Annotated in this window: 23 protein-coding genes; 16 read left to right on the top strand and 7 right to left on the bottom strand. The window is 35.7% G+C overall.

Translation table 11 applies throughout. The annotated features are described in order from the left end of the window. Positions 1-118: 118 nt before the first annotated feature. Both LCM23_RS02485 and rraA read left to right on the top strand, forming a co-directional pair. On the top strand, positions 119-1,261 hold the full coding sequence (locus tag LCM23_RS02485) for a trans-sulfuration enzyme family protein (RefSeq protein ID WP_224935357.1): 1,143 nt from the start codon (positions 119-121) through the stop codon (positions 1,259-1,261). A gap of 310 nt (positions 1,262-1,571) precedes the next feature. Beyond that, positions 1,572-2,051, top strand: coding sequence for a ribonuclease E activity regulator RraA (gene rraA, locus LCM23_RS02490; RefSeq protein WP_224935361.1), 480 nt, complete (start codon positions 1,572-1,574; stop codon positions 2,049-2,051). Between the two features lie 679 nt (positions 2,052-2,730). Here the strand turns inward: rraA and LCM23_RS02495 are convergent. Then, complete coding sequence (locus tag LCM23_RS02495; RefSeq protein WP_224935364.1) at positions 2,731-3,645, bottom strand: VanW family protein; 915 nt, start codon at positions 3,643-3,645, stop codon at positions 2,731-2,733. Between the two features lie 167 nt (positions 3,646-3,812). Here LCM23_RS02495 and LCM23_RS02500 point away from each other — a divergent pair, with 167 nt between their 5' ends. The 9 genes from LCM23_RS02500 to LCM23_RS02540 all read left to right on the top strand — a co-directional run bounded on the left by LCM23_RS02500 (position 3,813) and on the right by LCM23_RS02540 (position 12,588). Next, positions 3,813-4,151 carry a lmo0954 family membrane protein gene (locus LCM23_RS02500; protein WP_224935367.1) on the top strand — a complete coding sequence of 113 codons (339 nt, stop codon included), beginning with the start codon at positions 3,813-3,815 and terminating at the stop codon, positions 4,149-4,151. 26 nt (positions 4,152-4,177) lie between these two features. Next, positions 4,178-4,822: a PspA/IM30 family protein gene (locus tag LCM23_RS02505; protein WP_224935371.1), complete on the top strand. Its 645-nt coding sequence runs from the start codon at positions 4,178-4,180 to the stop codon at positions 4,820-4,822. A 98-nt stretch (positions 4,823-4,920) separates the two neighbouring features. Beyond that, positions 4,921-5,652, top strand: coding sequence for a cell wall-active antibiotics response protein LiaF (liaF, locus tag LCM23_RS02510; RefSeq protein ID WP_095370112.1), 732 nt, complete (start codon positions 4,921-4,923; stop codon positions 5,650-5,652). Next, on the top strand, positions 5,649-6,692 hold the full coding sequence (locus LCM23_RS02515; RefSeq protein WP_224935374.1) for a sensor histidine kinase: 1,044 nt from the start codon (positions 5,649-5,651) through the stop codon (positions 6,690-6,692). Before liaF ends, LCM23_RS02515 begins: the two co-directional genes overlap by 4 nt. Beyond that, a complete protein-coding gene (locus tag LCM23_RS02520; RefSeq protein ID WP_095370110.1) occupies positions 6,689-7,324 on the top strand; it encodes a response regulator transcription factor in 636 nt (211 codons plus the stop codon). Before LCM23_RS02515 ends, LCM23_RS02520 begins: the two co-directional genes overlap by 4 nt. A 455-nt stretch (positions 7,325-7,779) precedes the next feature. Continuing rightward, complete coding sequence (locus LCM23_RS02525) at positions 7,780-7,947, top strand: RAxF-45 family protein (protein WP_224935376.1); 168 nt, start codon at positions 7,780-7,782, stop codon at positions 7,945-7,947. A gap of 207 nt (positions 7,948-8,154) precedes the next feature. Beyond that, on the top strand, positions 8,155-10,041 hold the full coding sequence (gene abc-f, locus LCM23_RS02530) for a ribosomal protection-like ABC-F family protein (RefSeq protein WP_224935380.1): 1,887 nt from the start codon (positions 8,155-8,157) through the stop codon (positions 10,039-10,041). A gap of 608 nt (positions 10,042-10,649) precedes the next feature. Then, positions 10,650-11,975 (top strand): oligosaccharide flippase family protein, encoded by a 1,326-nt coding sequence (locus LCM23_RS02535; RefSeq protein WP_224935383.1) that lies wholly within the window; start codon positions 10,650-10,652, stop codon positions 11,973-11,975. A 97-nt stretch (positions 11,976-12,072) separates the two neighbouring features. Further along, positions 12,073-12,588, top strand: coding sequence for an RNA polymerase sigma factor (locus LCM23_RS02540; RefSeq protein WP_224935386.1), 516 nt, complete (start codon positions 12,073-12,075; stop codon positions 12,586-12,588). Between the two features lie 20 nt (positions 12,589-12,608). On the opposite strand, the gene LCM23_RS02545 is transcribed toward LCM23_RS02540, so the two are convergent. Then, entirely contained in the window at positions 12,609-12,866 is a 258-nt protein-coding gene (locus LCM23_RS02545; RefSeq protein WP_224935388.1) for a hypothetical protein, read from the bottom strand. A gap of 132 nt (positions 12,867-12,998) precedes the next feature. Here LCM23_RS02545 and LCM23_RS02550 point away from each other — a divergent pair, with 132 nt between their 5' ends. The 3 genes from LCM23_RS02550 (at position 12,999) to LCM23_RS02560 (ending at position 15,178) form a co-directional block, all read left to right on the top strand. Continuing rightward, positions 12,999-13,913, top strand: coding sequence for a magnesium transporter CorA family protein (locus LCM23_RS02550; RefSeq protein WP_224935392.1), 915 nt, complete (start codon positions 12,999-13,001; stop codon positions 13,911-13,913). Positions 13,914-13,974: 61 nt separating this feature from the next. Next, a complete protein-coding gene (locus tag LCM23_RS02555; protein ID WP_224935394.1) occupies positions 13,975-14,493 on the top strand; it encodes an acyl-CoA thioesterase in 519 nt (172 codons plus the stop codon). Between the two features lie 352 nt (positions 14,494-14,845). After that, entirely contained in the window at positions 14,846-15,178 is a 333-nt protein-coding gene (locus LCM23_RS02560; protein WP_095370103.1) for an SCP2 sterol-binding domain-containing protein, read from the top strand. Between the two features lie 47 nt (positions 15,179-15,225). Here LCM23_RS02560 and LCM23_RS02565 read toward each other — a convergent pair whose 3' ends face one another. Next, positions 15,226-15,726 carry a GNAT family N-acetyltransferase gene (locus LCM23_RS02565; protein ID WP_224935397.1) on the bottom strand — a complete coding sequence of 167 codons (501 nt, stop codon included), beginning with the start codon at positions 15,724-15,726 and terminating at the stop codon, positions 15,226-15,228. A gap of 105 nt (positions 15,727-15,831) precedes the next feature. On the opposite strand from LCM23_RS02565, the gene cls reads away from it, so the two are divergent. Beyond that, positions 15,832-17,349: a cardiolipin synthase gene (gene cls, locus LCM23_RS02570; RefSeq protein WP_224935729.1), complete on the top strand. Its 1,518-nt coding sequence runs from the start codon at positions 15,832-15,834 to the stop codon at positions 17,347-17,349. A 297-nt stretch (positions 17,350-17,646) separates the two neighbouring features. After that, positions 17,647-17,931, top strand: a complete 285-nt coding sequence (locus LCM23_RS02575; protein ID WP_224935400.1) for a hypothetical protein — start codon at positions 17,647-17,649, stop codon at positions 17,929-17,931. Positions 17,932-18,043: 112 nt separating this feature from the next. Here the strand turns inward: LCM23_RS02575 and tatC are convergent, their stop codons facing one another. The 4 genes from tatC to LCM23_RS02595 are packed head-to-tail and all read right to left on the bottom strand — an operon-like array spanning position 18,044 to position 21,508. Next, positions 18,044-18,769, bottom strand: coding sequence for a twin-arginine translocase subunit TatC (gene tatC, locus LCM23_RS02580; RefSeq protein ID WP_224935404.1), 726 nt, complete (start codon positions 18,767-18,769; stop codon positions 18,044-18,046). Positions 18,770-18,792: 23 nt separating this feature from the next. Beyond that, the gene (tatA, locus tag LCM23_RS02585) at positions 18,793-18,999 is read right to left on the bottom strand and encodes a twin-arginine translocase TatA/TatE family subunit (protein WP_224935406.1); all 207 of its coding nucleotides are present in this window, start codon (positions 18,997-18,999) and stop codon (positions 18,793-18,795) included. A 25-nt stretch (positions 19,000-19,024) separates the two neighbouring features. Beyond that, positions 19,025-20,734: a GMC family oxidoreductase gene (locus LCM23_RS02590; protein ID WP_224935408.1), complete on the bottom strand. Its 1,710-nt coding sequence runs from the start codon at positions 20,732-20,734 to the stop codon at positions 19,025-19,027. A 24-nt stretch (positions 20,735-20,758) separates the two neighbouring features. Beyond that, a complete protein-coding gene (locus tag LCM23_RS02595) occupies positions 20,759-21,508 on the bottom strand; it encodes a gluconate 2-dehydrogenase subunit 3 family protein (RefSeq protein WP_224935411.1) in 750 nt (249 codons plus the stop codon). Between the last annotated feature and the right edge of the window lie 51 nt (positions 21,509-21,559).

The raw sequence follows: 21,559 nt of genomic DNA on the forward strand, positions 1-21,559 counted from the left end.
CTTCTTTCCTCAATTGACGTAAAAAAGTACAGTGAGCTATAATGATAGAATTAAGAAATTTATGAAAATAAAATAAGGTGATTTATACTTTTAGCGTATAAAAAGGAGATTCAGTAGAATGAAATTTGAGACGGCTTTATTACATGGAGACAAAAAAGAAAAGCGCACAATTCAAAGTAAAGCAACACCGATTTATCAAACCTCTGCATTTACTTTTAAAAGTTTAGAAGAACTAGAGGGTTTTTATAGTGGAAACGGCAACTACTTGTATACGAGATCAGGCAATCCTAACACCGATGAGTTGGGAGAAGTTGTCGCCAGATTAGAAGGTGCAGCAGCAGGAGTTGCAGCTGCATCAGGTTTAGGTGCCATTATGGTAGGAATATTAGCAGTGGCTAAAAGTGGTGATCATATTATTGCTACTGATGATGTGTATGGAGGAAGCTTTCATCTTATTGTGGAAGAGCTCACGCAATTTGGTATAGACGTAACAATTGTTCCTTTTAGCGATATGACGCAAGTCGAAGTGGCAATCAAAGAGAACACGAAGCTTTTATATACAGAATCAATTACGAATCCATTATTAAGAGTAGAAGATCTTAAAGCTGTTGTATCATTGGCGAAAAAATACAATCTGAAGACATTGATTGATAATACCTTTGCTTCACCGTTTCATTGTCAGCCGATTGAGCTTGGGGTAGACATGGTTGTTCATAGTGCGACCAAATATATTGGTGGGCATAGTGATGTCACTGCTGGTGTCATTGTTGGTAGTAAAGAGTTAATCGAACTGGCTTCAGCAAAAGTCGTAAATCTTGGTGTGAACTTAAGTCCTTTTGAGGCATGGTTAACAGTAAGGGGGGCAAAGACATTAGCATTAAGGATGAAGGAACAATCTTATCATGCGAAAAAAGTAGCAGAAGCTTTACTTATTCATGAGGGAGTGGAGAAAGTTTATTATCCTTTCGAACAAAATGGAGCATATGGATATGGGGCAATGGTCACGATCGAACTAAAACAACAAGCTGATGTATCAACTTTTTTCCGTTCACTAGGGTGGATAAAAATTGTACCTACTTTAGCTGGTGTTGAATCTTCTGTTTCACATCCAATTACAACTTCGCATCGTGCGGTACCAAAAGAAACTTGTGAGGCGTTAGGCATTAATGAGCATTTGATTAGAATCTCCATTGGTATTGAACATTACGAAGATATTATTTCGCAGATTTCCATGGCTATTGAGCAAGCAATAAATAAGTAAAAAGAAAGGCTGTGACGGAAGGTGGTCACAGCCTTAAAATATTTAATTTAAGAGGTCATCTATCTCTTCTTTTTTTTCATCTATTTGGGTAGAATCTTTTGAATGAAGCGCGTACCTTAATGTGTAAACAAAAACGCCAGCAGCCAAACCAACGATGAGTAAATAAGCGCTTGTTGTTATCCATAAATAAGCGATAATGATCCACCCCTTTCATTACACTTATATGCAAGTTATCACTTTTTCTTTCCATTAGACAAAGGAAACTTTTCATCGGATGACGAAATTAATTAGTAGAGTGAGGAGGGATATCATGTCTTTTAAAACAGCAGATTTATGTGACGACCATCATGAATATGTAAAGGTAAATCAAGAAGTATTCTATTCATACGGTAAGAAAAAGAGATTCCATGGTAAAGTTTCAACAGTTAAGGTTTTTGAAGATAATGTACTTGTACTTGAAGCACTGGAAAGTATCCCAGAAGGTCATGTGCTTGTTGTTGATGGTGGTGGGTCAAGGCGATGTGCACTTATGGGCGATCGATTAGCAAAAATTGCAGAAACGCGCGGGTTGGCGGGTGTCATTATATATGGTTGTGTGCGAGATACAGCAGATATAGCATCAATGGATATTGGAGTATTAGCAATTGGTAGTAGTCCATTAAAAAGTAGAAAAGCTGGCAAAGGAGATAGGAATACGATCGTGACATTTGGGGGGCTTGATTGGTTGCCAGACGAATATGTATACGCTGATGAAGATGGTGTCATTGTTTCAGAAAAGCCATTGTTATAAAAGGGAATAATAAAAATGATCCTTGGTCTTGCCCCTTTCAAGTAGTCAACATAAAAAGCTAAGCAATGAACGCGTGTCATAATATTTAATAGGCACGCGTTTTTTATCTCCGTTTGTCTCCGTTTGTAATCGTAATGGTAAATGTAATCCTCGAGTAGTTTGTCTTCTGCCTTCCAATTACTTATATACTGCTATGCGGTAGGGTGAAGTGAAAGAGTAATCCTATACAGCTTTCCTTTGCGTGAGTGGCTGCTCTTAATTTCATATATACCCCTAATCGGCAGCTGAATAGCTTTAAGTTATATTCGGAGACTTGATCTAAAACGGAGAACGGCTAACTATGTTTCTCTTGCCTATTTTGCTACCGTTTTATATATAAGTTCAATTCATTTCTGTTGGCTAGCTTTCGAATGATAAGTGGTATGTGCATTGCTGTCATTATCAGAGTAATTAATTTAGCACCCATATTCATCTAAATCATCTGTAATAAGGAGACGGCCCTTTTAGATTTCTTTGGCATAGAAAAAATCCTCCAAGTAGTATTCTTTTCTTCATGGAATCATGAAGGTTTTTTTATGTCTACTTGAAGGGGACATGAACATTCGTTATTTAAGAACTAAGGCTGTCACTTTTAATGCCCAGATGGTCATTAAAATAAGGTCCGATATAATTCTACTTTTTAAGTATTCCCGTTTGCACGTATTTCTTTTGGTAATATTTTTGAAGCATTGGGAACATGGCGTGGTGAAGTCTCAATTTCGTCTGAAGATTTGATTACAACAATCATTTGGCCACCATAAACGTGTGCGCTTATAAGTAAAGGAAACTCATAAGGGTTTGTAAAGGTAAAGTCTGGTCCATACCAACTTACCGTTGCGTCTCTTCCTTTTGGTACATAAGGGACTCTTTTGCTATGCGAGAATCTCTCGCCGATCTCAACACCGGCACGATCGACGGCATTAAATAGTGTGGAAGACACCTGGCATATCCCGCCACCAATATCTTCAGACAGTTCCCCTCTTACAATTACGGGCGCACGTAGGTATCCTTTATCCTTCGTTCTTCTCCCAACAACCTCATTAAAAGAAAATGTTTCTTCAGGGAAAATGACATAATTATTAATGGCCTCGGTAGCTAAAGAAATATTATGAGAGCGATTTTGATTATTGCTATTAAAGTAAGTGACATACTGTCCAATTGTTTTCACATTGATTTGACTGATTAAGTCTTTATCCACTCTTGCTGGTACAGAAATAAGAGGAAGCTGGATAGTTGAGACTCCTTTGGAGAAATAATAGCGAAAAAATTGATTCTTGAATTCTTTACGGTATAAACGCTTACCTTCAATTTCTGAGATAATCATATTTCCTTTTATATAAGCGTCTTTAGGGGCAATAAATGTTTTTTTATCGAGATCCTCCAAAAATGTCTCGAATTTTTTCATTTCAATAAACGGTAAATTGGACTGTGGAATAGCAAAGTCTTCTCTTTGTATTTGTGTGATTACTTTATCTTCTTTTTCAATTGTGAATATGGAATCATCATTGATAGGTGAAATCATTAACAAAAATGAAAGCAACCAAGAATGAGACATTGTCACACCTCCCAATTGTAGTATGAACTTAAATTAGTTTTACATGTATAGAATAAAATGGGGGCTCAGCTCTCGTTCAGACTTAAGTCTTAGAGCAAAATCAAGCTGTGGCACGTTATGTACGATCTTATAAATAGGTAAGATAAATAGTGAAAGGAGGCAGAGAAATGAAAAAATTTCTTTTAATCATAGCAGGGGGAATTGCGGCAATAGTTGTATTGGCGAATTTAGGTTCACTTATCGCATTAGCGATTACAGCTGCATTACTTTATTTAGTATTTAAACAATTTATCAAAACAGATGGTTGGGAAAAAGTAGCTTGGGGTACTGTAGGTGTCGTATTACTATTGTTCTCTATCAGTAATATCCCAGCAATTTTAGCTGTTCTAGCTCTTTATGTCATTTACCTGATTTATAAAAATTGGAATAAAGAAAAGCCAAAGACAAAACAAAGCGATGATCCATTTGTGAACTTTGAGAAGCAATGGTCCGATCTTCATAAATAATCATGGAAACAATAGGAGGAGACATTATGGTAAATCTATTAACAAGAATTAAAAACACGATTGTAACAGATATCAATGAGGTGCTCGATAAAAAAGAAAGTAAAAATCCCATAGCAATATTAAATCAGTATTTGAGGCAAAGTGAGCAAGAAACAGAAAAAGTGAAAAAATATATAGAAAGACAATTTAAACTGAGAGAAGAATTTCGTAAAGAACTTGCCCATGCCATGGATATGGCAACTAAAAGAAAAGGACAAGCGGAAGTTGCAGAACGAGCAGGTGAAGAGGAGCTAGCAACATTTGCGAAGACAGAAACACAGTACTTTTCTGAAAGAGCAGATAAATTACAAACGATGGTGGCAGAAGCATCAGAGGAGCTTGGAAAGTTAGAAAGACAGTATGAAGAAATGAAGCATAAACTAAAGGATATGCAAATTCGCCGCATGCAATTAATGGGGAGAGAAAATGTAACTCGTGCTCAAGTAAAAATGAATAAAGTATTAGGAGAAGAACACTCCTACCAAACTGCTTATGATAAGTTTAATGATATGGAGAAATATATTTCAGAGTTAGAACAAAAAGTGCAAAATCAATACTTCCATAATCATATTGATAAAAAAATTGCTGATTTAGAATTGAAAATGAAAAAGGATGATTCCTTGCAGTCATAAAAACATGGTATGCTAAAGATAATTGACCGAGAAACAAGCATTGAAAGGCGTAAGGCCGACTTGCGCCTTTTAAACAACATGATTAGGAGGGATGTCACATGTTTGAAAAATGGAATGAGGACTATAAAATGTGGATATTCATTGCCTTAGCAATGATTATTTTAGAAATGTTCTTTTTTAATCATGGGCTCATCTTCTCAATTATCATTGAAATTGGTATGATCTATATTGGTCGTAAATGGATGCCGAAAACTAGGGGCAAGGTCCTTTTTTGGCTAGGAATTTTACTTTTTGCGATTACTATATTTAATATGATGGCATTCAAGTTGTTAATCCTTGCACTTATTGTTCATTTTGGTTATCAATTTTACTTAACGAAAAAGAAACCAAAGAAGGTTCAGCCTAGAGCAGAACAGCGAAAAGCAGATGAGCGAAAAGAGGCTGTGGTTCAGAAGAAGAATTTATTAACGAATAAAATCAGTGGGCACCAAAATACTTCTGAAGAGGTATATGAATGGGGAGATATAAATATCCAATGTGGCTTAGGGGATACTGAGATTGATTTGAGCTATACGGTATTACCTAATCAAGAGAATATCATCTTTATTAAAAACCTTATTGGAAATGTACGCATATATATTCCTTATGATGTAGAGGTGTCAATCAATCATTCTGTTATTGTTGGCTCTAGCCAGATTTTCGATTTGGTAGAAAAAAGAGCTTTTAACCGCAATTATATTTTTGAGACGGAAAATTATAACCAAACTGAACAAAAGGTGAAAATCGTCACCTCTTTAATTGTGGGTGATATAGAGGTGAAGCGCTCATGAATATGGCTCAACGTCAGATCTTATATGGAGTGCTTCTTTCACTACTATTACTTATCAGCATGATGTTGTCGTTTTATTTTGTTTTCCCTATTCGCCTGATTGATTTCTGGCATTTTAAAGTCGTTGATATTCCCTTTGCATTGTTTGCACCAATGATAAGCATCTTATTAGGTGTTTTTTATGGGTTATTATCTGGTTATAGATGGCAGAAGCAACTGAAAGAGATGGAAGGCTGGCTTCATGAGGTAGAAGAAGGAAGAGTACTCACGGTTAATCATGAAGAAGTAAGTGCTGATGTTCAAAACATATACCAAAGAATAATCAAAATACAGAAGCAAATATCAGAACAGGCCAAGTATACGCAACGGCTCGCAAATGAAAAAGCGAAAGATATTGATAATCGTATGCAAGAAATTATTTATGAAGAAAGAAATCGTTTGGCAAGAGAATTACACGATTCAGTAAGTCAACAATTATTTGCTGCTTCTATGTTAATGTCAGCGATTATGGAACAAACAGAGGAAAAATCGGCCAATGAGGTCAAGCAATTGCAGTTAGTAGAAGGGATGATCCATCAATCCCAGCTAGAAATGCGTGCTTTATTGCTTCACCTACGCCCTGTTGCCTTAAAAGGAAAAAAGCTAATAGAAGGAATCGAGGAACTGCTGCTTGAGTTAAAACAAAAAGTCACCATGAATATCAAATGGAGAGCAGAGGACTTTTATTTAGATAAAGGGATTGAGGATCACCTTTTTCGCATTCTACAAGAATCTGTTTCCAATACTTTGCGTCATGCAAAAGCAGACACCTTAGATGTATTACTTATTCAACGTGACGGATTTGCTATTCTACGTATTATTGATGATGGTATCGGTTTTAATGTAGATAAGGCAAAAGCAGGTTCATACGGTATTCAAAATATGTATGAAAGAGCACTAGAGATTGGTGGTACATTAAAAATGATCAGCCTTCCTAATAAAGGAACAAGATTAGAAGTAAAAGTACCCATTATTGAAGGTGAAGGGGGCGATGAAAAATGATACGCGTATTATTTGTAGATGACCATGAGATGGTGAGGATTGGTGTGACCGCTTATTTATCAGCTCAACCTGATATAGAAGTAATTGGCGAGGCGGATAACGGTAAACAAGCGATCGAGCTGGCAATGGAATTACGACCAGATATTATTCTAATGGATCTAGTGATGAAAGAAATGGATGGGATTGAAGCGACAAAGCAAATTGTTGAGCAATGGCCAGAAGCAAAAATAATAATTGTAACGAGCTTCTTAGATGATGAAAAGGTTTATCCCGCACTTGAGGCAGGAGCTACTAGCTATATGTTAAAAACATCAAAAGCAAGTGAAATTGCACACGCGATACGCAGAACACAACAAGGAGAATCTGTCTTAGAACCTGAGGTCACTGGAAAAATGATGTTAAAGATGAGAGGAAAAAAAGAACAACCTCTCCATGAAGAATTAACCAGTAGAGAAATGGAAATTCTACTTCATATGACGCAAGGAAAAACTAATCAAGAGATTGCTGATGAACTATACATTGCTTTAAAAACCGTTAAAACACATGTAAGTAATATCTTAAGTAAACTTGATGTCCAAGATCGCACTCAAGCCGTAATCTATGCATTTAAGAATCATATAGTCAAAGAATAGTTTAGAGAGAGTTTTGTGATGAAGCTCTCTTTTTTTTGGCCTTAACCGATTGGTGTAGAGATGCATTTACCTTAACTCTATGTCAAATGTTGATGTCCTTTTAGTCAATTAATCAAGGGAAAGGGATATTGATATAGCTTTTGCACTGCTATTTACTGGGGATGCTTAAGAGGATAGTTAACTTAGAAAATTTTACTCAGAATAAAGGAGCAAGGGTATTAACCACCCAATTTATAATAAGCCTACATTCAGAAACAGTGAGTAGATTATTATGATATTTAGAAATTTCAAAATAGGCATTGTAGAGTGCGCATCAATATATCGGGTATATTAGTCTTTTCCCACAGCATAGAAATCAAAAAAACGATAAAAATATATATTTGAAAATGATTGTTATTTTAGAATATTTCATTTAAACTAGTAGTAATTGAATGGAAAAAGGAGGTGTAGAAGAGATGAGTGGAACTGTTTTAACGCGTGGAAAATGGCTTGAACATATAACTATTTTCTGTGCAATTTTTGGCGCAATGACTGTTAACGGGATACGTCTGTCCTTTTATAACCATTGCATAGCTAAAATAAGCAGTCAAACATCTCTTTACACCCGTCAAAGAGCACAATGATAATACTGAATATTTACTTGTATGGATACAGGTGAGTATTTATATTTAAATGAGAAAAGGGTCACAGGAGAAGTTTATTCTCTGTGGCCCTTTTTTTTCACCTAATCAAATTTCTGTCTAGCTCATGTTGCTTGCGGTGGTAGGAAAAAAAGAGCTTTAACGCTGACAAGTGACGAAATGAGCTATTCTTATATGGAGGAAAATGAAATGATAACGAGCGGACAAAATATAACGAAATTGTACGGTGGTGATACAGTCTTCACTAATATTAGTTTTGACATACGGAACCACTCGCGAGTAGGTATTGTTGGAAGAAATGGTAGTGGAAAGTCGACGTTGTTAAAAATCATGGCTGGGATAGAACAGCCTGACCAAGGTCAAATACATTGGCGTAAACATATTGTGATTGGCTATTTACATCAAATACCAGAATATAATGAATCGGTTATTGCTTTGGATGTAGTGGAGGAAGCCTTTTCTAATTTACTTGAGGTGAAAAGAAAACTAACAGATATGGAACAAAAATTAGCTCAATCACAAACCTCGAATGGGGTGGAACATCTACTCAATGAATATGGGAAGTTACAAGATTATTTTATGAATGACGGAGGCTATGAAATAGAGGGAAAAATAAAAACAGTCATTAATGGGCTTGGTATAGAAGCATTAATGGAGAAAAAGTTTCAAATGCTTAGTGGTGGTGAGAAAACAAAAGTTTGCTTAGCCAAAGAGCTACTTAAGAAACCAGATTTATTATTATTGGATGAACCGACAAATCATCTTGATCTCCAAGCTGTTGATTGGTTAACAAGTTTTATTAAAGATTATGAGGGGACAATTGTTATGGTTTCACATGATCGGTACTTTCTTGATCAAACCGTGTCGATGATTATGGATTTAGAAGATGAAGGATTAACGAATTATCATACCAATTATTCTGATTATGTAAAAGAAAAGGAAAGTCGACTATTACAGGAATTTCAAAAGTATGAAGATCAACAGAAGAAAATAAAAAAGATGAAAGAATCGATAAAAAGGTTAAGAGAGTGGGCAAATCAAGCCAACCCACCTAATGCCGGGCTCCATAAAAAAGCAAGTAGTATGGAAAAGGCACTAAATCGGATGGAAAAGGTAAAAAAACCCGTTTCTCATCGCAAAATACATTTGAATTTGGCAGCAGAAGAGAGAAGTGGGAAAGACACGTTAGTTATAGAAAATATGACAAAGTCTTTTAGTGGAGAGATTGTGTTAGAAAGTATTGACATGCATTTACGTTTTCAAGATCGTGCAGTGCTTGTTGGAGAAAACGGCAGCGGTAAAACGACATTAATAAAATTAATTTTACATCATTTACTTCCAGATGAAGGAGAAGTGCAAATAGGTAGTAATTGTCAAATTGGCTACTTAGCACAACAAGTATTTACAGAGAGCGAAAACCAAGAAAAAACCGTACTACAAATGTTCAGGGACATACATGCTGTAGCGGAGGGAGAAGCGAGAGGGATTCTAGCAAATTTTCTTTTCTATGGTTATGCCGTCTATAAGAAGGTGAAACAGTTAAGTGGTGGTGAGCGCATGCGACTGCGTTTAGCACAACTCATGTATCAAAATGTGAATTTTCTTATCCTTGATGAACCCACAAATCATCTCGATATTGAATCGAGAGAAGTGCTTGAACAGGCACTGCAGGAATTTCAAGGAACGATCTTAGCTGTTTCTCACGATCGTTATTTCATCGAGCTATTATTCAACCAAACGTATATATTGAATCAGAGAAGGCTTTCCTATTTTAATGGATCATTCACATATGCATGGGAAAAGTGGTGCAACCAAATTCAACAGATGGCACCTCCAATTAAGGAAGCGATAAAAAAGGTTGAAAGGGAAAGTACAGTAAAGCAAAATATTCATCAAACAGATGGTATAGAAGAGGAAATGGAAGAGCTAGAAGAAAAATTACAGATAATAGAAAGAAAGATGATGACTGGTGAAGCCTTGAGCATGCTGCAAGACTTACAATGTGAAAAGGAACAATGTCAAAGAGAGCTAGATTACCTATATAAGAAGTGGTCAGCATCTTTATTGGAAGAATAGATAGAAAAGTGAGAATTGAAAAATGGGTCGCTACTATCTGTGCCAGCTATAAATGGGTAGCATGCAAGCTAAAAATAGGAACGGAAAATCAGACTGTCTATATCTGTGCAAATGGATATAAAAATCCGCAAGAAGTGTTGACAAATGAAACATCCCCACACATCCATCTTTCATTTTTGGTGTGCAGGCAGTTGATGGATGAGCAAACAGAATAGCACAGTAAAAAGGGTTGCCCAAAAGTCACTTCTTCGACTTTTAGGCAACCCTTTTACTCTTTTCAAAGCCTTGGTATATAACAAAGATACCAAAAATGAGGTGATCAATTCCCAAAATTATATATACGGTTTCTTACCCTTTTTCTTCATTAATATTTGATGAAAGACAAATATCCGCTCTCTAGCAAATGCAAGTGAACCGGCCCTGCAGGGGCTATATCGACTTTATCTACCATCCATTGTTCCATACGTATATCCCTTTTTAGGTTAGAAAAAAACAAAAATAGAGTGAAGTGATCAGTAAACAAATATTCAACTAGGTTAATAATTTTTAGGGTTGTCTCATAGGATAGAAGAGATTATTTATTTGTGGGGACAAAAAGGAGAGGCGAAATGAACAAGTTCTTCAAGGGATTGCTTTTATTAATTCTAGCGGCTTTTGCAGGTGAATGTATTGAATTTCTGATTAATATGGTGCTTGCTAGGCAGTTAGGTGAACATGGTTTAGGGCTTTATATGTCTATTCTACCAACCATTTTTTTGATTGTTTTATTAGCAAGTTTTGAAATGCCTGTTTCCATCTCTAAATTTATTGCGGAAAAGGATAGAAAATATCACTATAGTATGCTCAATCATGTGATTAGAATGACGATTATCTTTTCACTTATATTAATCCCGTTAGCATCAGCGATTCTCCCATTTATTACTGTTTTTGATGATTATCATCCACTATTAAGGTGGATGGCTATAATTCTCATACCGATTATTTCATTTTCTTCTATTGCTAGAGGTTATTTTATGGGCAACGAACAAATGGGGAAGATTGCTTCTGCCAATTTTTTGAGAAAATTCATTCAGCTTTCATTGCTGATTCTACTTTTTCATTTGTTTCGCTTTGAAACGGAAACGGCAGTTTTTATAGCTGTTTGTACATTTGTTGGCAGTGAAATAGCGATTTTTGCTTACTTCATTCATTTATTTGTCATCCAGTATCAAAGGATGAAGAAATTGCCGTTTGAGCAGATGTCTGGTATGAGTGTGTGGAAAAACTTGATGGGGGTGTCTATCCCTACAACTGGTCTACGGATATTTCATGCTTTAACCCATGCGATCCAACCATTTTTAATAAAAGCGGCATTGCTAAAGTCTGGAATCAGTACGGATATTGCCACTGAACATTTTGGGATGGTTGCAGGTGTAGCAATGACAATTGGAATGTTTCCTGCTTTTATTGCTCATTCCTTTATGGTTATGCTCATTCCTACTGTTTCAAGAGCATATGCTGAAGAGAAGCATAATTACTTACGGCGGTTACTTCAACAAGTATTTTTTATCACCTTCTTGTATGGTGTTCCATCTGTTACCATTTTTTATTTCTTTGCCGAACCTTTAACTAGTACATTTTTCCACTCAATAGAAGCAAGTATATATGTGCAATTACTGTGGCCATTCTTTCTGTTACACTTTTTTATTTTCCCTATGCAAGCATTTCTTATTGGTTTGGGTCTTATGAAAGATGCCTTTTATCATGCTGTGTGGTCAACACTTATATCTTTTGTTGCGATGTATGTATTTGGATCAATGGAAAGTCTGCAAATGCATGGCGTAATTTTAGGCATTAATATGGGAGCCATTTTATTAATGTTCATGCATTACATGACGATATGTAAGAAGATTGGTGTTACTTGGTTTCTTACAAAACAAACAAGTTTTTATTAAAAAAATAAAAAACACTGTAGGGGAAGAAGGTCTATCATTCGTCTATTAGGGTAAGAAAAGATATAAAGGAGGAAAGGGTAATAGACCCAGATGAAGTATGGAAGCAACAATTAATTACACATTCGAAAATTATGTGAGCGAGTATGCTCAATCATTATACAGATACATTTATTCTTTAATTAAACATCCCCAAAGAGCGGAGGATTTACTCCAAGAAGCCTTGATTTCAGCTTATTTAGCTTTCCCTTCCTTGAAAGAAGAAACGAATATTAAAAATTGGTTATATAAAATTGCATTAAACAAATGTAGGGATCAATGGAGAAAACAACAAAGTGAACGACAATTTTTAGAAGAGAGGCTACCTACTCTATATGAGGAAGCCAAATCTCCAGGGGCCGATGAATTGTTTGTTAAAAAAAGTAATCGAGAAGAAGTAGAGAAGATTATCTTTTGTCTACCTGAAAAATATAAAGAACCACTATATCTTTATTACTTCGAACAAATGTCATTAAAGGAAATAAGTGAAGCAACAAAGCTACCTCTCTCGACAATTAAGACAAGGTTGAGGAGAGGAAAAGCTAAACTTCATCCAATGATTGTAGAAGAAAAATAACCTAAGGAAAAATCCCTAGGTTATTTTTCTTCTTGTTGATTATTATAATAATTAACGGAAGTCATAGCACCTTCACTGACCATTTCATTATCGCGGGTGTCTTGTGGATCGGGATGTCCGGCTTTCATTTCATATTGATCCTCACTATTAGTTGGAAGATAACTTTTCATTTTATGTGTGAGTGTCTGTAACTTTTCACGATTTTCCTTCTTAGCAAGTAATAGTAAACTTGTTACGCCAACTCCTGCAATAATAAAGTTCTTTGGACGAGATTTCATATTAACTCCTCCTTCATTTTATGGAAAGTTTATTTCTTGCATGTATTATAATTACCCGTTTCATTTAAATATAAACATATGGTTTTGTTATGTTCATTTTCAGGGAATGTTAAAGTAGGAGGGTGAGAATGAATGGATACAAAAGAGATGAATAATTGGCGTTGGCTTAATTTTTTTGAACCAGAAGCAAACAAACATTTAGCATTCCCTTTTTATAAAGAAGAAATTGAAATGTGGATCGAGCATATATCTTCTCAAGAATCAAATCATCTCCATTTGCGATCAACGGAAGGGAAAAGCTACATTTGTGGATCGCTCATCTATGAACAAAAGCTTAATCAACAAAAAGAATATAAGCTTCTCCATTATTTTCTAACAGAACATGTACTGATAACGAGTGAATTTGAACAGGATAGTCATATAAATGATGATATGTTGGAAGCTGAAAATGCAGTTGCGGGTTTCTCTATTCTTTTAGCGGAGATTTTAAAGAATAGTATTAAAAGAATTGATGATTTTGAGTTGAAATTAAACGATTTACTTTGGGAAATCAAACAAAAGAACAGTATTGATCGATTAGAAGAAATTTTTCAGCTAAGACATGAAGTGTTAGTTTGGAAAAACTTTATGATTCCAATTATAGAATTATCGTTTGGCTTGGAAGAAGCATTTTCAAGGGAAATTGTTGAGACAAAGCATTTTAAAAATATGAGAAAAAGGTTAGAAAGAGGAAATATGTTAACGAAAGAGTATATTGAAGAAATTGATCACCTTGTACATTTTGAAGAAATGGTATCCTCCCATCGAGGAAATGAAGTTATAAAAACTTTAACAGTTATTACGACATTATTTACACCAATTAGTGCATGGGGAGCTCTTTGGGGGATGAATTTCTCATTTATGCCAGAATTAGATGAGAAATGGGGATACGCAGGTGCATTGGTCATTATTATTCTATCTACTGTAGCTGTCTATATGTTACTGGTGAAAAAAGGATGGACAGGGGACACACTCAGGCCAAAAAAGAAGAATTCATTTTTTAAATAACGGTAATGAGGTATGATATATAAAGGTATCCTTTGATACTTTTATGAAGGGAGAAAATAGTGTGAGTGAATCAAAGTTTTGTAAAGAATCATATGTTGTAAAAACAAGTATTGTTCAACCACCAGATACAAATGGACATGGAACGCTGTTTGGTGGGAAGTTAATGGCTTATATAGATGATATTGCTGGGATTGCAGCTATGAGGCATTCAAGAAAAGCGGTTGTAACAGCGTCAACTGATTCAGTTGATTTTTTACACCCTATTTACGCTGGTAATGCGGTTTGCTTAGAAGCATTTGTTACATATACAGGCAGGTCTTCAATGGAGATATTTGTAAAGGTTATATCAGAAGATCTCTTAACAGGAGATAGAAATATTTGTGCTCTATCTTTCCTTACAATGGTAGCGCTTGGTGAAGATGGGAAACCAGCGCCCATTCCTAAAGTTGTACCCGTGACTGACGAAGAAATGAGCCTATATGAAAGTGCGAAAGAAAGAGCGGAACATAGAAAGCGCAGAAGGAAGGATAGTGAAAAAAGGGCACAAAGCTTTGGAACTGAACTTCCGTGGAGAGAATAGATTCCTTTCTTAAGTGTAATAACAGGGGTTATATGAATGAGTACTAAAAATAGCTTGCCAATGGGCGAGTTATTTTTATTTGAAAAGAACTTCCTCATGTAAAATAAGAAAAATGAATAATTATTCATTTTAGGCAGGAAGATTCATTTACCACATAGAATATTAATAAAGTTACTGCGATGAAATGAAAGATTTCGAGGACAATTATATACTGAAATCATTACCGCTATACTGTAATCCTATTGAAAAATCATGTGAATTTTAGAGTAACGAATTTCTTTCTATTTTATGTTTGCATTTCCATGTCCTTGCTACAGCTTAAGGTATTTTATTGATAAAAGGGAGGCTTAACATGTCTGTATTACTTGAGCTTGAAGAAATGACGGATAAAATGAATAATCAACCAGAGTATATTGTAAATGAAAAAAATAGAGTGTTTCAAGTGGATTTAAAAGAAAGTGGCCCCATTCAAATTGTTTTATGCGATGGAAAGGTAAGTGTAATTGAAGGGGAAGCTGACGATCCTGCGGTTAAATTAAGAATGAGTGATAGCCACTTTTCTAGTCTATTAAAAGGTGATTTAAACACGACGGTAGCCTTTATGACAGGTGGTTTAAAGGTTGAAGGTAATGTTGGGTTAGCATTGAAGCTTCAGGAAATATTAAAAAAATATCAATCTTTATAAGAGGTAATGTGTTAAGGCAGGCGTTCAAGTAAACACCTGCCTTAAACTCATTTTAATTGTAAGACCATATGAATTTCATCATAATAATGTCCTTCCACTTTTAAAGCACGAGGTTCGTGAGCATATGAGCGGAAACCTAGTTTTTTGTATAATTTTATTGCAGGTTGATTATCTGCCATGACAGTTAAATGTAATTGTTCGATAGTCGTACTAACTTGTGCTTTTTCTATGACCGTGTTCATTAATTGTTTTGCCATTCCGAGCCCTCTAAATTCCTCTCGTACAAATAAACCAACGATATGTCCTTTATGGCGCATTTTTAATTTACTTTCATATAACAAAGTGATGATACCGCCTAATTTACCTTCATGAAAAGCACCGTAAGTGATTGCTTGACTAGAGTGCAATCTCTTTTCGATATCCTGTATTGATTGCTGTACTTCTTCTTCAAAACTAGAGGCAAAACTTTCTGGATGTTGTTTAAGTCCAACTAGACGTATTTGTTTGAAACTTTCGGCATGTTCATTATGTAAAGGTATGACTTTCATTTTATTCTCCTCAACGTTTATAAAAATTATGATAGAGCTCGTTTCTTTAAATGGAAATTAGGGTACTAATAATAACAGCAACTTACGGGATGGGGCATGGTAATGATAGGTAGAAGAAGAGTAGAGTTTTTATTTGTATTCATTCTGATGGTTACATTATATATCGGACTTTTTATGGCAACAAGTATAATGACTACGATAATGTGCCTTGTATTTTATAGTTTGGCAATATTAGTGATATGCTATTCCATTATGCTGGAAGATCGAACCCCACAGCATACATTATTATGGATGTATGTAATCGTATTCTTTCCGGTGTTTGGATATTTATTTTATTTATTTTCAGGGCAATTATATATGAAAGGGTATTTATTTAAAAGTAAACGTAGCAGAGATAGAGATGAATGGAAACGCTTAATGCATAGAGAAGAGGAACAAGATATATCATTCCTCCAAGATGGCCAGCTTCGATTTGCGGAATTTGCTAATCATTCATCATTAACTCCGATTAGTACGAAATCTAAAGCAACCATTTTAAAAAACGGTGATGAAACTTTTTTTGAAATAAAGAGAAGGCTGTTACAGGCAAAAAAATTCATTCATATGGAATATTACATTTTTCGTTCTGATCGCTTAGGAAAAGAAATAATGAAGATATTGATGGATAAAGCCAAGCAAGGAGTAGAAGTGTTATTTATTTACGATGCAGCTGGGAGCTTAACACTGCATACGGAAGATATCAACCAGATGTTGGATGCTGGCATCCGAGTAAAACCATTCTCGCCTTTAAAGTATGGTTTTTTTAATCAGAAATTTAATTTTAGAAATCACCGTAAGATTATCATCATTGATGGAGAGATCGGCTTTACGGGTGGATTGAATGTTGGAAATGAATATTTGGGAGAAGATAAGCAAATTGGATTTTGGCGAGATACCCATCTTTTATTAAAAGGTGAAGCTGTCTATATACTACACACGATATTTTTATTAGATTGGGAATATGTTGCTAATGAAGAGGTACTGGATAAATATCGTAATGATAGGAAGCCTATACATAAAAAAGATGATGTGGTAGACGGAGCGCTTCAGGTCGTTGCCAGTGGACCAGATACGCAACAGGGAATTATGGGGGATTTTTATTATTCGATGATTTCGTCTGCTGATTATTCTATTTGGATTGCTACCCCTTACTTTGTACCAGATGAAGCCATTCGTACGGCATTAAGAGTAGCTGCGGCAAAAGGGGTTGAAGTGAGAATTCTCGTCCCTGAAATTAATGATAGTTTTTTTACGCAATATGCTAGCCGTTCTTATTTTTCTGAACTTCTTCGCTATGGAGTAGAGATCTATTCATATAAAAAAGGTTTTCTTCATCAAAAAATAATTATTATTGATGGGAATTTAGCCAGTATTGGTACTGCTAATATGGATATGAGAAGTTTCCATTTGAACTTCGAGGTAAATGTTTTTCTATACGGGACAAGTTCTATTAGAGATTTAGTTGCTCATTATGAAGATGATATGAAAGATAGTTTTAAAATAAGTCCGGTACAGTTTTACAAAAGAGGGTTATTTGAAAGAACAAAAGAGTCATTTGCGAGATTATTTTCTGGTGTACTTTAAAGTTCGGAACATTGTTTTGAACTGTTCGTAACCATATGAAAGAATCGGAAGCTGGTTCTTAAATGCAAAAAGAAGAGCATCCATTCTTTCTTTGCTTTTGATCTTAAGTTTTACTGGCTAGTATACAGTTAAGATTTATTTAAGAAGTCACATAGGGGAGTAGGTATCTGCTTGAATTGAACAATAATAGTAGCATTTTTAACGTTGCTAACATGGCTTCTTTACTTTTAAGCAAATCATTATCGTTTTCACTAACAATCCCATAGAATGGAGATATTAAATATTGGGGGTTCGCCATTGGAACTTATAGCTAGTCTTACTTATATAAAAGTTGTGCGTAAAATTGATTGGAATGTCCAGAAGTATGAGGAAATAGAAAGTGAAATTAAACTCTTCGATAAGAAAATTATATGGAGTGAAGACGAAATAGATATACATGCTGTGTTTGATATTTCATTTAGAGAATCGAAAAAAAAGCTAGGTACATTGTATTTACATACTAATCGTGGTGTATATCCTTTTTATATGAAAGATGTACCTAAGCATTTTATAGAGCAATATCGAAATCTAATTAAAAAATGACTAAGATTGGATTTCTCTTCATACGATCCTTGTTATTATTAGAGATTGTATTTCTTCATTTACCTATTTTAAAGATGTCCACGAGAATACTATCGTCTTCACTATCAGTAAACTACCCTTTATTTAACTCTGCTTCCATGACCAATCGTTTTCTATAGCTGATCTTTGAAAGAAACAGTCCGAGTTCATATAGTCCAATTAATGGAAAGAGTACGAGTATTTGTGAGAAAAAGTCTGGTGGCGTAATGAGCGCAGAAACAACAGCAAGCACCACATATGCGTATTTTCTTACTGACTTTAGCATTTCTGGGGATACGACCCCGATATTTGTGAGAAAGACTAGTAATAATGGAACTTCAAATAGAAACCCAAACGGAATAGTAGAAATCAATAAAAATGAGAAATATTCTCGAGCAGTAATCATCATAGAAAAATTACTTTCGCCAAGGTGCATGAGAAAACCATAAATGGTTGGGAATACAATGAATAAACCAAATGATAAGCCAATGGCGAAGCTACAAATAATTCCTGGAATGAACATGATTGAGATTTTTGCTTCTTTATCATTTAATGCAGGTCTAATAAATAGCCATGCTTGAAAAGCAATGAAGGGAAGGGAAATGCCGAGGCTAATGCTACCGGCAATCCCTGTGTATAGTCTAATGACATCTAATGGCCCTAGCATGACGAGATCATAGTCATTAGCTAGAATGGGAATAAGGTGGTTAATAAACACTAAGCAAAGGATAAAACAAAAGGTAAAGAAGACAATCGATCGAATGAGCACTTTTCTTAAATCAGTTAAATGCTCCACTAGTGTTTGGTCATTATTCTCCATCTTTACAGCCCCCATCACAGATGTTATTTAGATTCCTCTTCATTTTTAGCAGCCACTGTCAAAGTTTCCTTCTCATTATCGTCCATAATTTCTCTTGTCGATCTTTTAAATTCAGCTAATGTTTTTCCGAAAGCTGAACCAATTTCAGGTAGTTTTTTTGGTCCAAATATAATTAAGGTGATGACAAGGATAATGATTAAACCTGGTATTCCGATATTTGTTAAACCCATTACAAATCAACCCCTTTCCTACTAATTAGGCGAGCATGCCACCTTCTTTGCTATATTTGAGGATACCTTCTGCTGCTCTGAATGCGAGTGCACCAACAGTTGCCGTTGGGTTATAGCCCCCATTATGCGCAAAAGCAGAGGCACCTACAACAAATACATTCTCAGCATCCCACATTTGCAGAAAATTATTAACAGCAGATGTTTCCGGTTCAGCGCCCATAATGACACCACCTGTATTATGGGTTGTTTGATATGGCACAATATCATAACTTTCAAGATTCGAACGTTCATTTACTTTATCTGCGCCCATTTCAAGCATAATTTGATCTGCAATTTTGCCGATATAGTTATAAAGCTCTTTATCTTGTTCTGTAAAGTCATAAGTTAAACGAAGCAATGGTAGACCATAAGCGTCTTTGTACGTCGGATCAAGGTCCATAAAATTATGTTGTACAGGCATGGAAGCACCTTGTGTTCCAATATTGAGTGATCTTGTAAAATACTTAATGGATTGTGCCTTAAACTCAGCTCCCCAGTTTGGTGTACCAGATGGAACGGTATTTGAGCCAATCGGTCGTTTACCTGATTGATTAATGGAGATAGAGCCGCCATGGATAAAGTTTAGATCTGAGTGATCAAAGTTATCACCATTATAATCATCAATTGTTGCACCTAATGCTCCTGCCCCCATAAAAGTGTTAAAGCGTTCTTCTTCAAAAAAGCCTGTAGAGCCAGGGAGAATCTGATAACAATAGTTTTTACCAATCACACCAGTCCCGTTTTCTGGGTTATAGGCTTTGCCTATTTTTGAATGGAGAAGTAGTTTCGTATTATTCATGACATAGCTCGTAAGCACGACTGTATCAGCCGGTTGAATGAATTCTTCTTTCGTTAATACATCTACGAATTTCACACCGGTTGCTTTTCCACCTTCATGGATGATTTCAGTTACATTAGCAAAATTGCGTATATCTACATTGCCTGTTTCCTTAGCATAAGGAATGACGGCAACAGTTGGATCTGCCTTTGCACCGTATTCACAACCAAAGCGTTCGCAAAATGCACAATATTGACAGTTAGCAATCTTTGCACCGTACATGTTCTCATATGGTTCACTTAAATTAGCTGAAGGCATATGGTATGGATGCATACCTAATGAGTTTGTTGCATCTTTAAACCGTTTGGTTAATGGTGTCTCTTTCATCGGTGGTGTCGGATATGGATTGGAACGTTCCGGTCCAAAATGAGCTTCTTCACCACTAATACCAGCGACCTTCTCATATTTATCAAAATATGGTTCCAATTCGTCGTATGTAATGCCCCAATCCTGAATTTGTAATCCTTTGATTTTACTTTCACCATATTTTTCAATTGTTTTTGATCGAATTTCAAAATCATAAGGCAAAAAACGGAAGGATTGGCCGTTCCAGTGAACACCAGAACCACCAGAACCTTCACCTAATAGGAAAGAACCAAGTTGACGCATTGGAAGGGCTCTTTCCTTTTGATTATTACGGAAAGTCAAACTTTCCTTTGATAAATCTTGCATTAATTCATAACGAATAGCATAACGAAGCTCATCGTGTACGACATAATAATCTTTCAAGCCTCTTTCTTTACCTCGTTCTAATCCAACAACCTTTAATCCTTCCTTACCAAGCTCGGCAGCAATAATGCTACCAGCCCAGCCCATACCGACGATGACGACATCGGTTTTAGGTAATTTTTCAGCCATTGTATTTCCTCCTGTTCAATCCACTTATTTTGTATAAGAATGTAGGGCTTGTGGTTCAATTTCCATAAATTCATCTGATTCAATTTTGTCGTAATAACTCATTTGATGCCCAGGATAGTTTTTCATTTTCCAGCCTTCCATATTAATATTTCCTCCATATGCAGGGTCAGCATATACGCCTTCAATCGTGGCTGCTCTGAGAATATTAAAAAAGGTTTTGGATGTTACTCCTTTGAGCTCAACCTCATCATTTTGGAAGGAAGTTAAGATAGCATCTTGTTGTTCGCCTTCCAAGTCAGGGAAATTCTTATCGTGTTTGTCATTGGCCACTTTTTGCAATGCCTTTATTCCTGTATCAAATACTTCATGTCTCTTAAGAGGGGATTGATAACCTTGGAAGTTAGATCCTGGAAAGAAAGGCCCTTGCATATATTCACGAGCATTGTTCCCCCAAGAACCAGCGAGCGAGTGATCTATATAATAGGCAACGCCTAATTCATCAGCTCCTGGACCGTTATCATCGCTTGGGAAAATTCTTTCAGAAGCAGCGACTAAAACGGCAAACATTTCAGGGTTTGTAAAATAAAGAGGTGCTTGTAGAAAGCTGGTTCCTTGATGTTCCCCTTGTGTATTTGTACCTTCTTGCTCATCATTCATATTGGCACCAATGAGCCCACCGATGATTCCTCCACCGACAAGTCCACCTGCTACGTAACCAGAGTTTCTAATAAAGCGCCTTCTTGACATTTTCTTTTCAGAGTGTTGTTCTGCCATTCGTAAAAAACCTCCTTTTTTCGTATTATGTTTATAAAGTGTTCCGATTAT

Source organism: Cytobacillus kochii, from assembly GCF_020171845.1.
Taxonomy (GTDB): Bacteria; Bacillota; Bacilli; order Bacillales; family Cytobacillaceae; genus Cytobacillus; species Cytobacillus kochii.

Bases quoted from the DNA above. Each gene is read 5' to 3' on its own strand.
- tatC (WP_224935404.1), bottom strand. From the start codon at position 18,769: ATGGAGAATAATGACCAAACACTAGTGGAGCATTTAACTGATTTAAGA.
- LCM23_RS02595 (WP_224935411.1), bottom strand. From the start codon at position 21,508: ATGGCAGAACAACACTCTGAAAAGAAAATGTCAAGAAGGCGCTTTATT.
- LCM23_RS02540 (WP_224935386.1), top strand. From the start codon at position 12,073: ATGGAAGCAACAATTAATTACACATTCGAAAATTATGTGAGCGAGTAT.
- LCM23_RS02515 (WP_224935374.1), top strand. From the start codon at position 5,649: ATGAATATGGCTCAACGTCAGATCTTATATGGAGTGCTTCTTTCACTA.
- LCM23_RS02545 (WP_224935388.1), bottom strand. From the start codon at position 12,866: ATGAAATCTCGTCCAAAGAACTTTATTATTGCAGGAGTTGGCGTAACA.
- LCM23_RS02535 (WP_224935383.1), top strand. From the start codon at position 10,650: ATGAACAAGTTCTTCAAGGGATTGCTTTTATTAATTCTAGCGGCTTTT.
- LCM23_RS02550 (WP_224935392.1), top strand. From the start codon at position 12,999: ATGGATACAAAAGAGATGAATAATTGGCGTTGGCTTAATTTTTTTGAA.
- LCM23_RS02560 (WP_095370103.1), top strand. From the start codon at position 14,846: ATGTCTGTATTACTTGAGCTTGAAGAAATGACGGATAAAATGAATAAT.
- abc-f (WP_224935380.1), top strand. From the start codon at position 8,155: ATGATAACGAGCGGACAAAATATAACGAAATTGTACGGTGGTGATACA.
- LCM23_RS02495 (WP_224935364.1), bottom strand. From the start codon at position 3,645: ATGTCTCATTCTTGGTTGCTTTCATTTTTGTTAATGATTTCACCTATC.
- LCM23_RS02505 (WP_224935371.1), top strand. From the start codon at position 4,178: ATGGTAAATCTATTAACAAGAATTAAAAACACGATTGTAACAGATATC.
- LCM23_RS02565 (WP_224935397.1), bottom strand. From the start codon at position 15,726: ATGAAAGTCATACCTTTACATAATGAACATGCCGAAAGTTTCAAACAA.
- tatA (WP_224935406.1), bottom strand. From the start codon at position 18,999: ATGGGTTTAACAAATATCGGAATACCAGGTTTAATCATTATCCTTGTC.
- LCM23_RS02500 (WP_224935367.1), top strand. From the start codon at position 3,813: ATGAAAAAATTTCTTTTAATCATAGCAGGGGGAATTGCGGCAATAGTT.
- LCM23_RS02520 (WP_095370110.1), top strand. From the start codon at position 6,689: ATGATACGCGTATTATTTGTAGATGACCATGAGATGGTGAGGATTGGT.
- liaF (WP_095370112.1), top strand. From the start codon at position 4,921: ATGTTTGAAAAATGGAATGAGGACTATAAAATGTGGATATTCATTGCC.
- rraA (WP_224935361.1), top strand. From the start codon at position 1,572: ATGTCTTTTAAAACAGCAGATTTATGTGACGACCATCATGAATATGTA.
- LCM23_RS02590 (WP_224935408.1), bottom strand. From the start codon at position 20,734: ATGGCTGAAAAATTACCTAAAACCGATGTCGTCATCGTCGGTATGGGC.
- LCM23_RS02485 (WP_224935357.1), top strand. From the start codon at position 119: ATGAAATTTGAGACGGCTTTATTACATGGAGACAAAAAAGAAAAGCGC.
- LCM23_RS02525 (WP_224935376.1), top strand. From the start codon at position 7,780: ATGAGTGGAACTGTTTTAACGCGTGGAAAATGGCTTGAACATATAACT.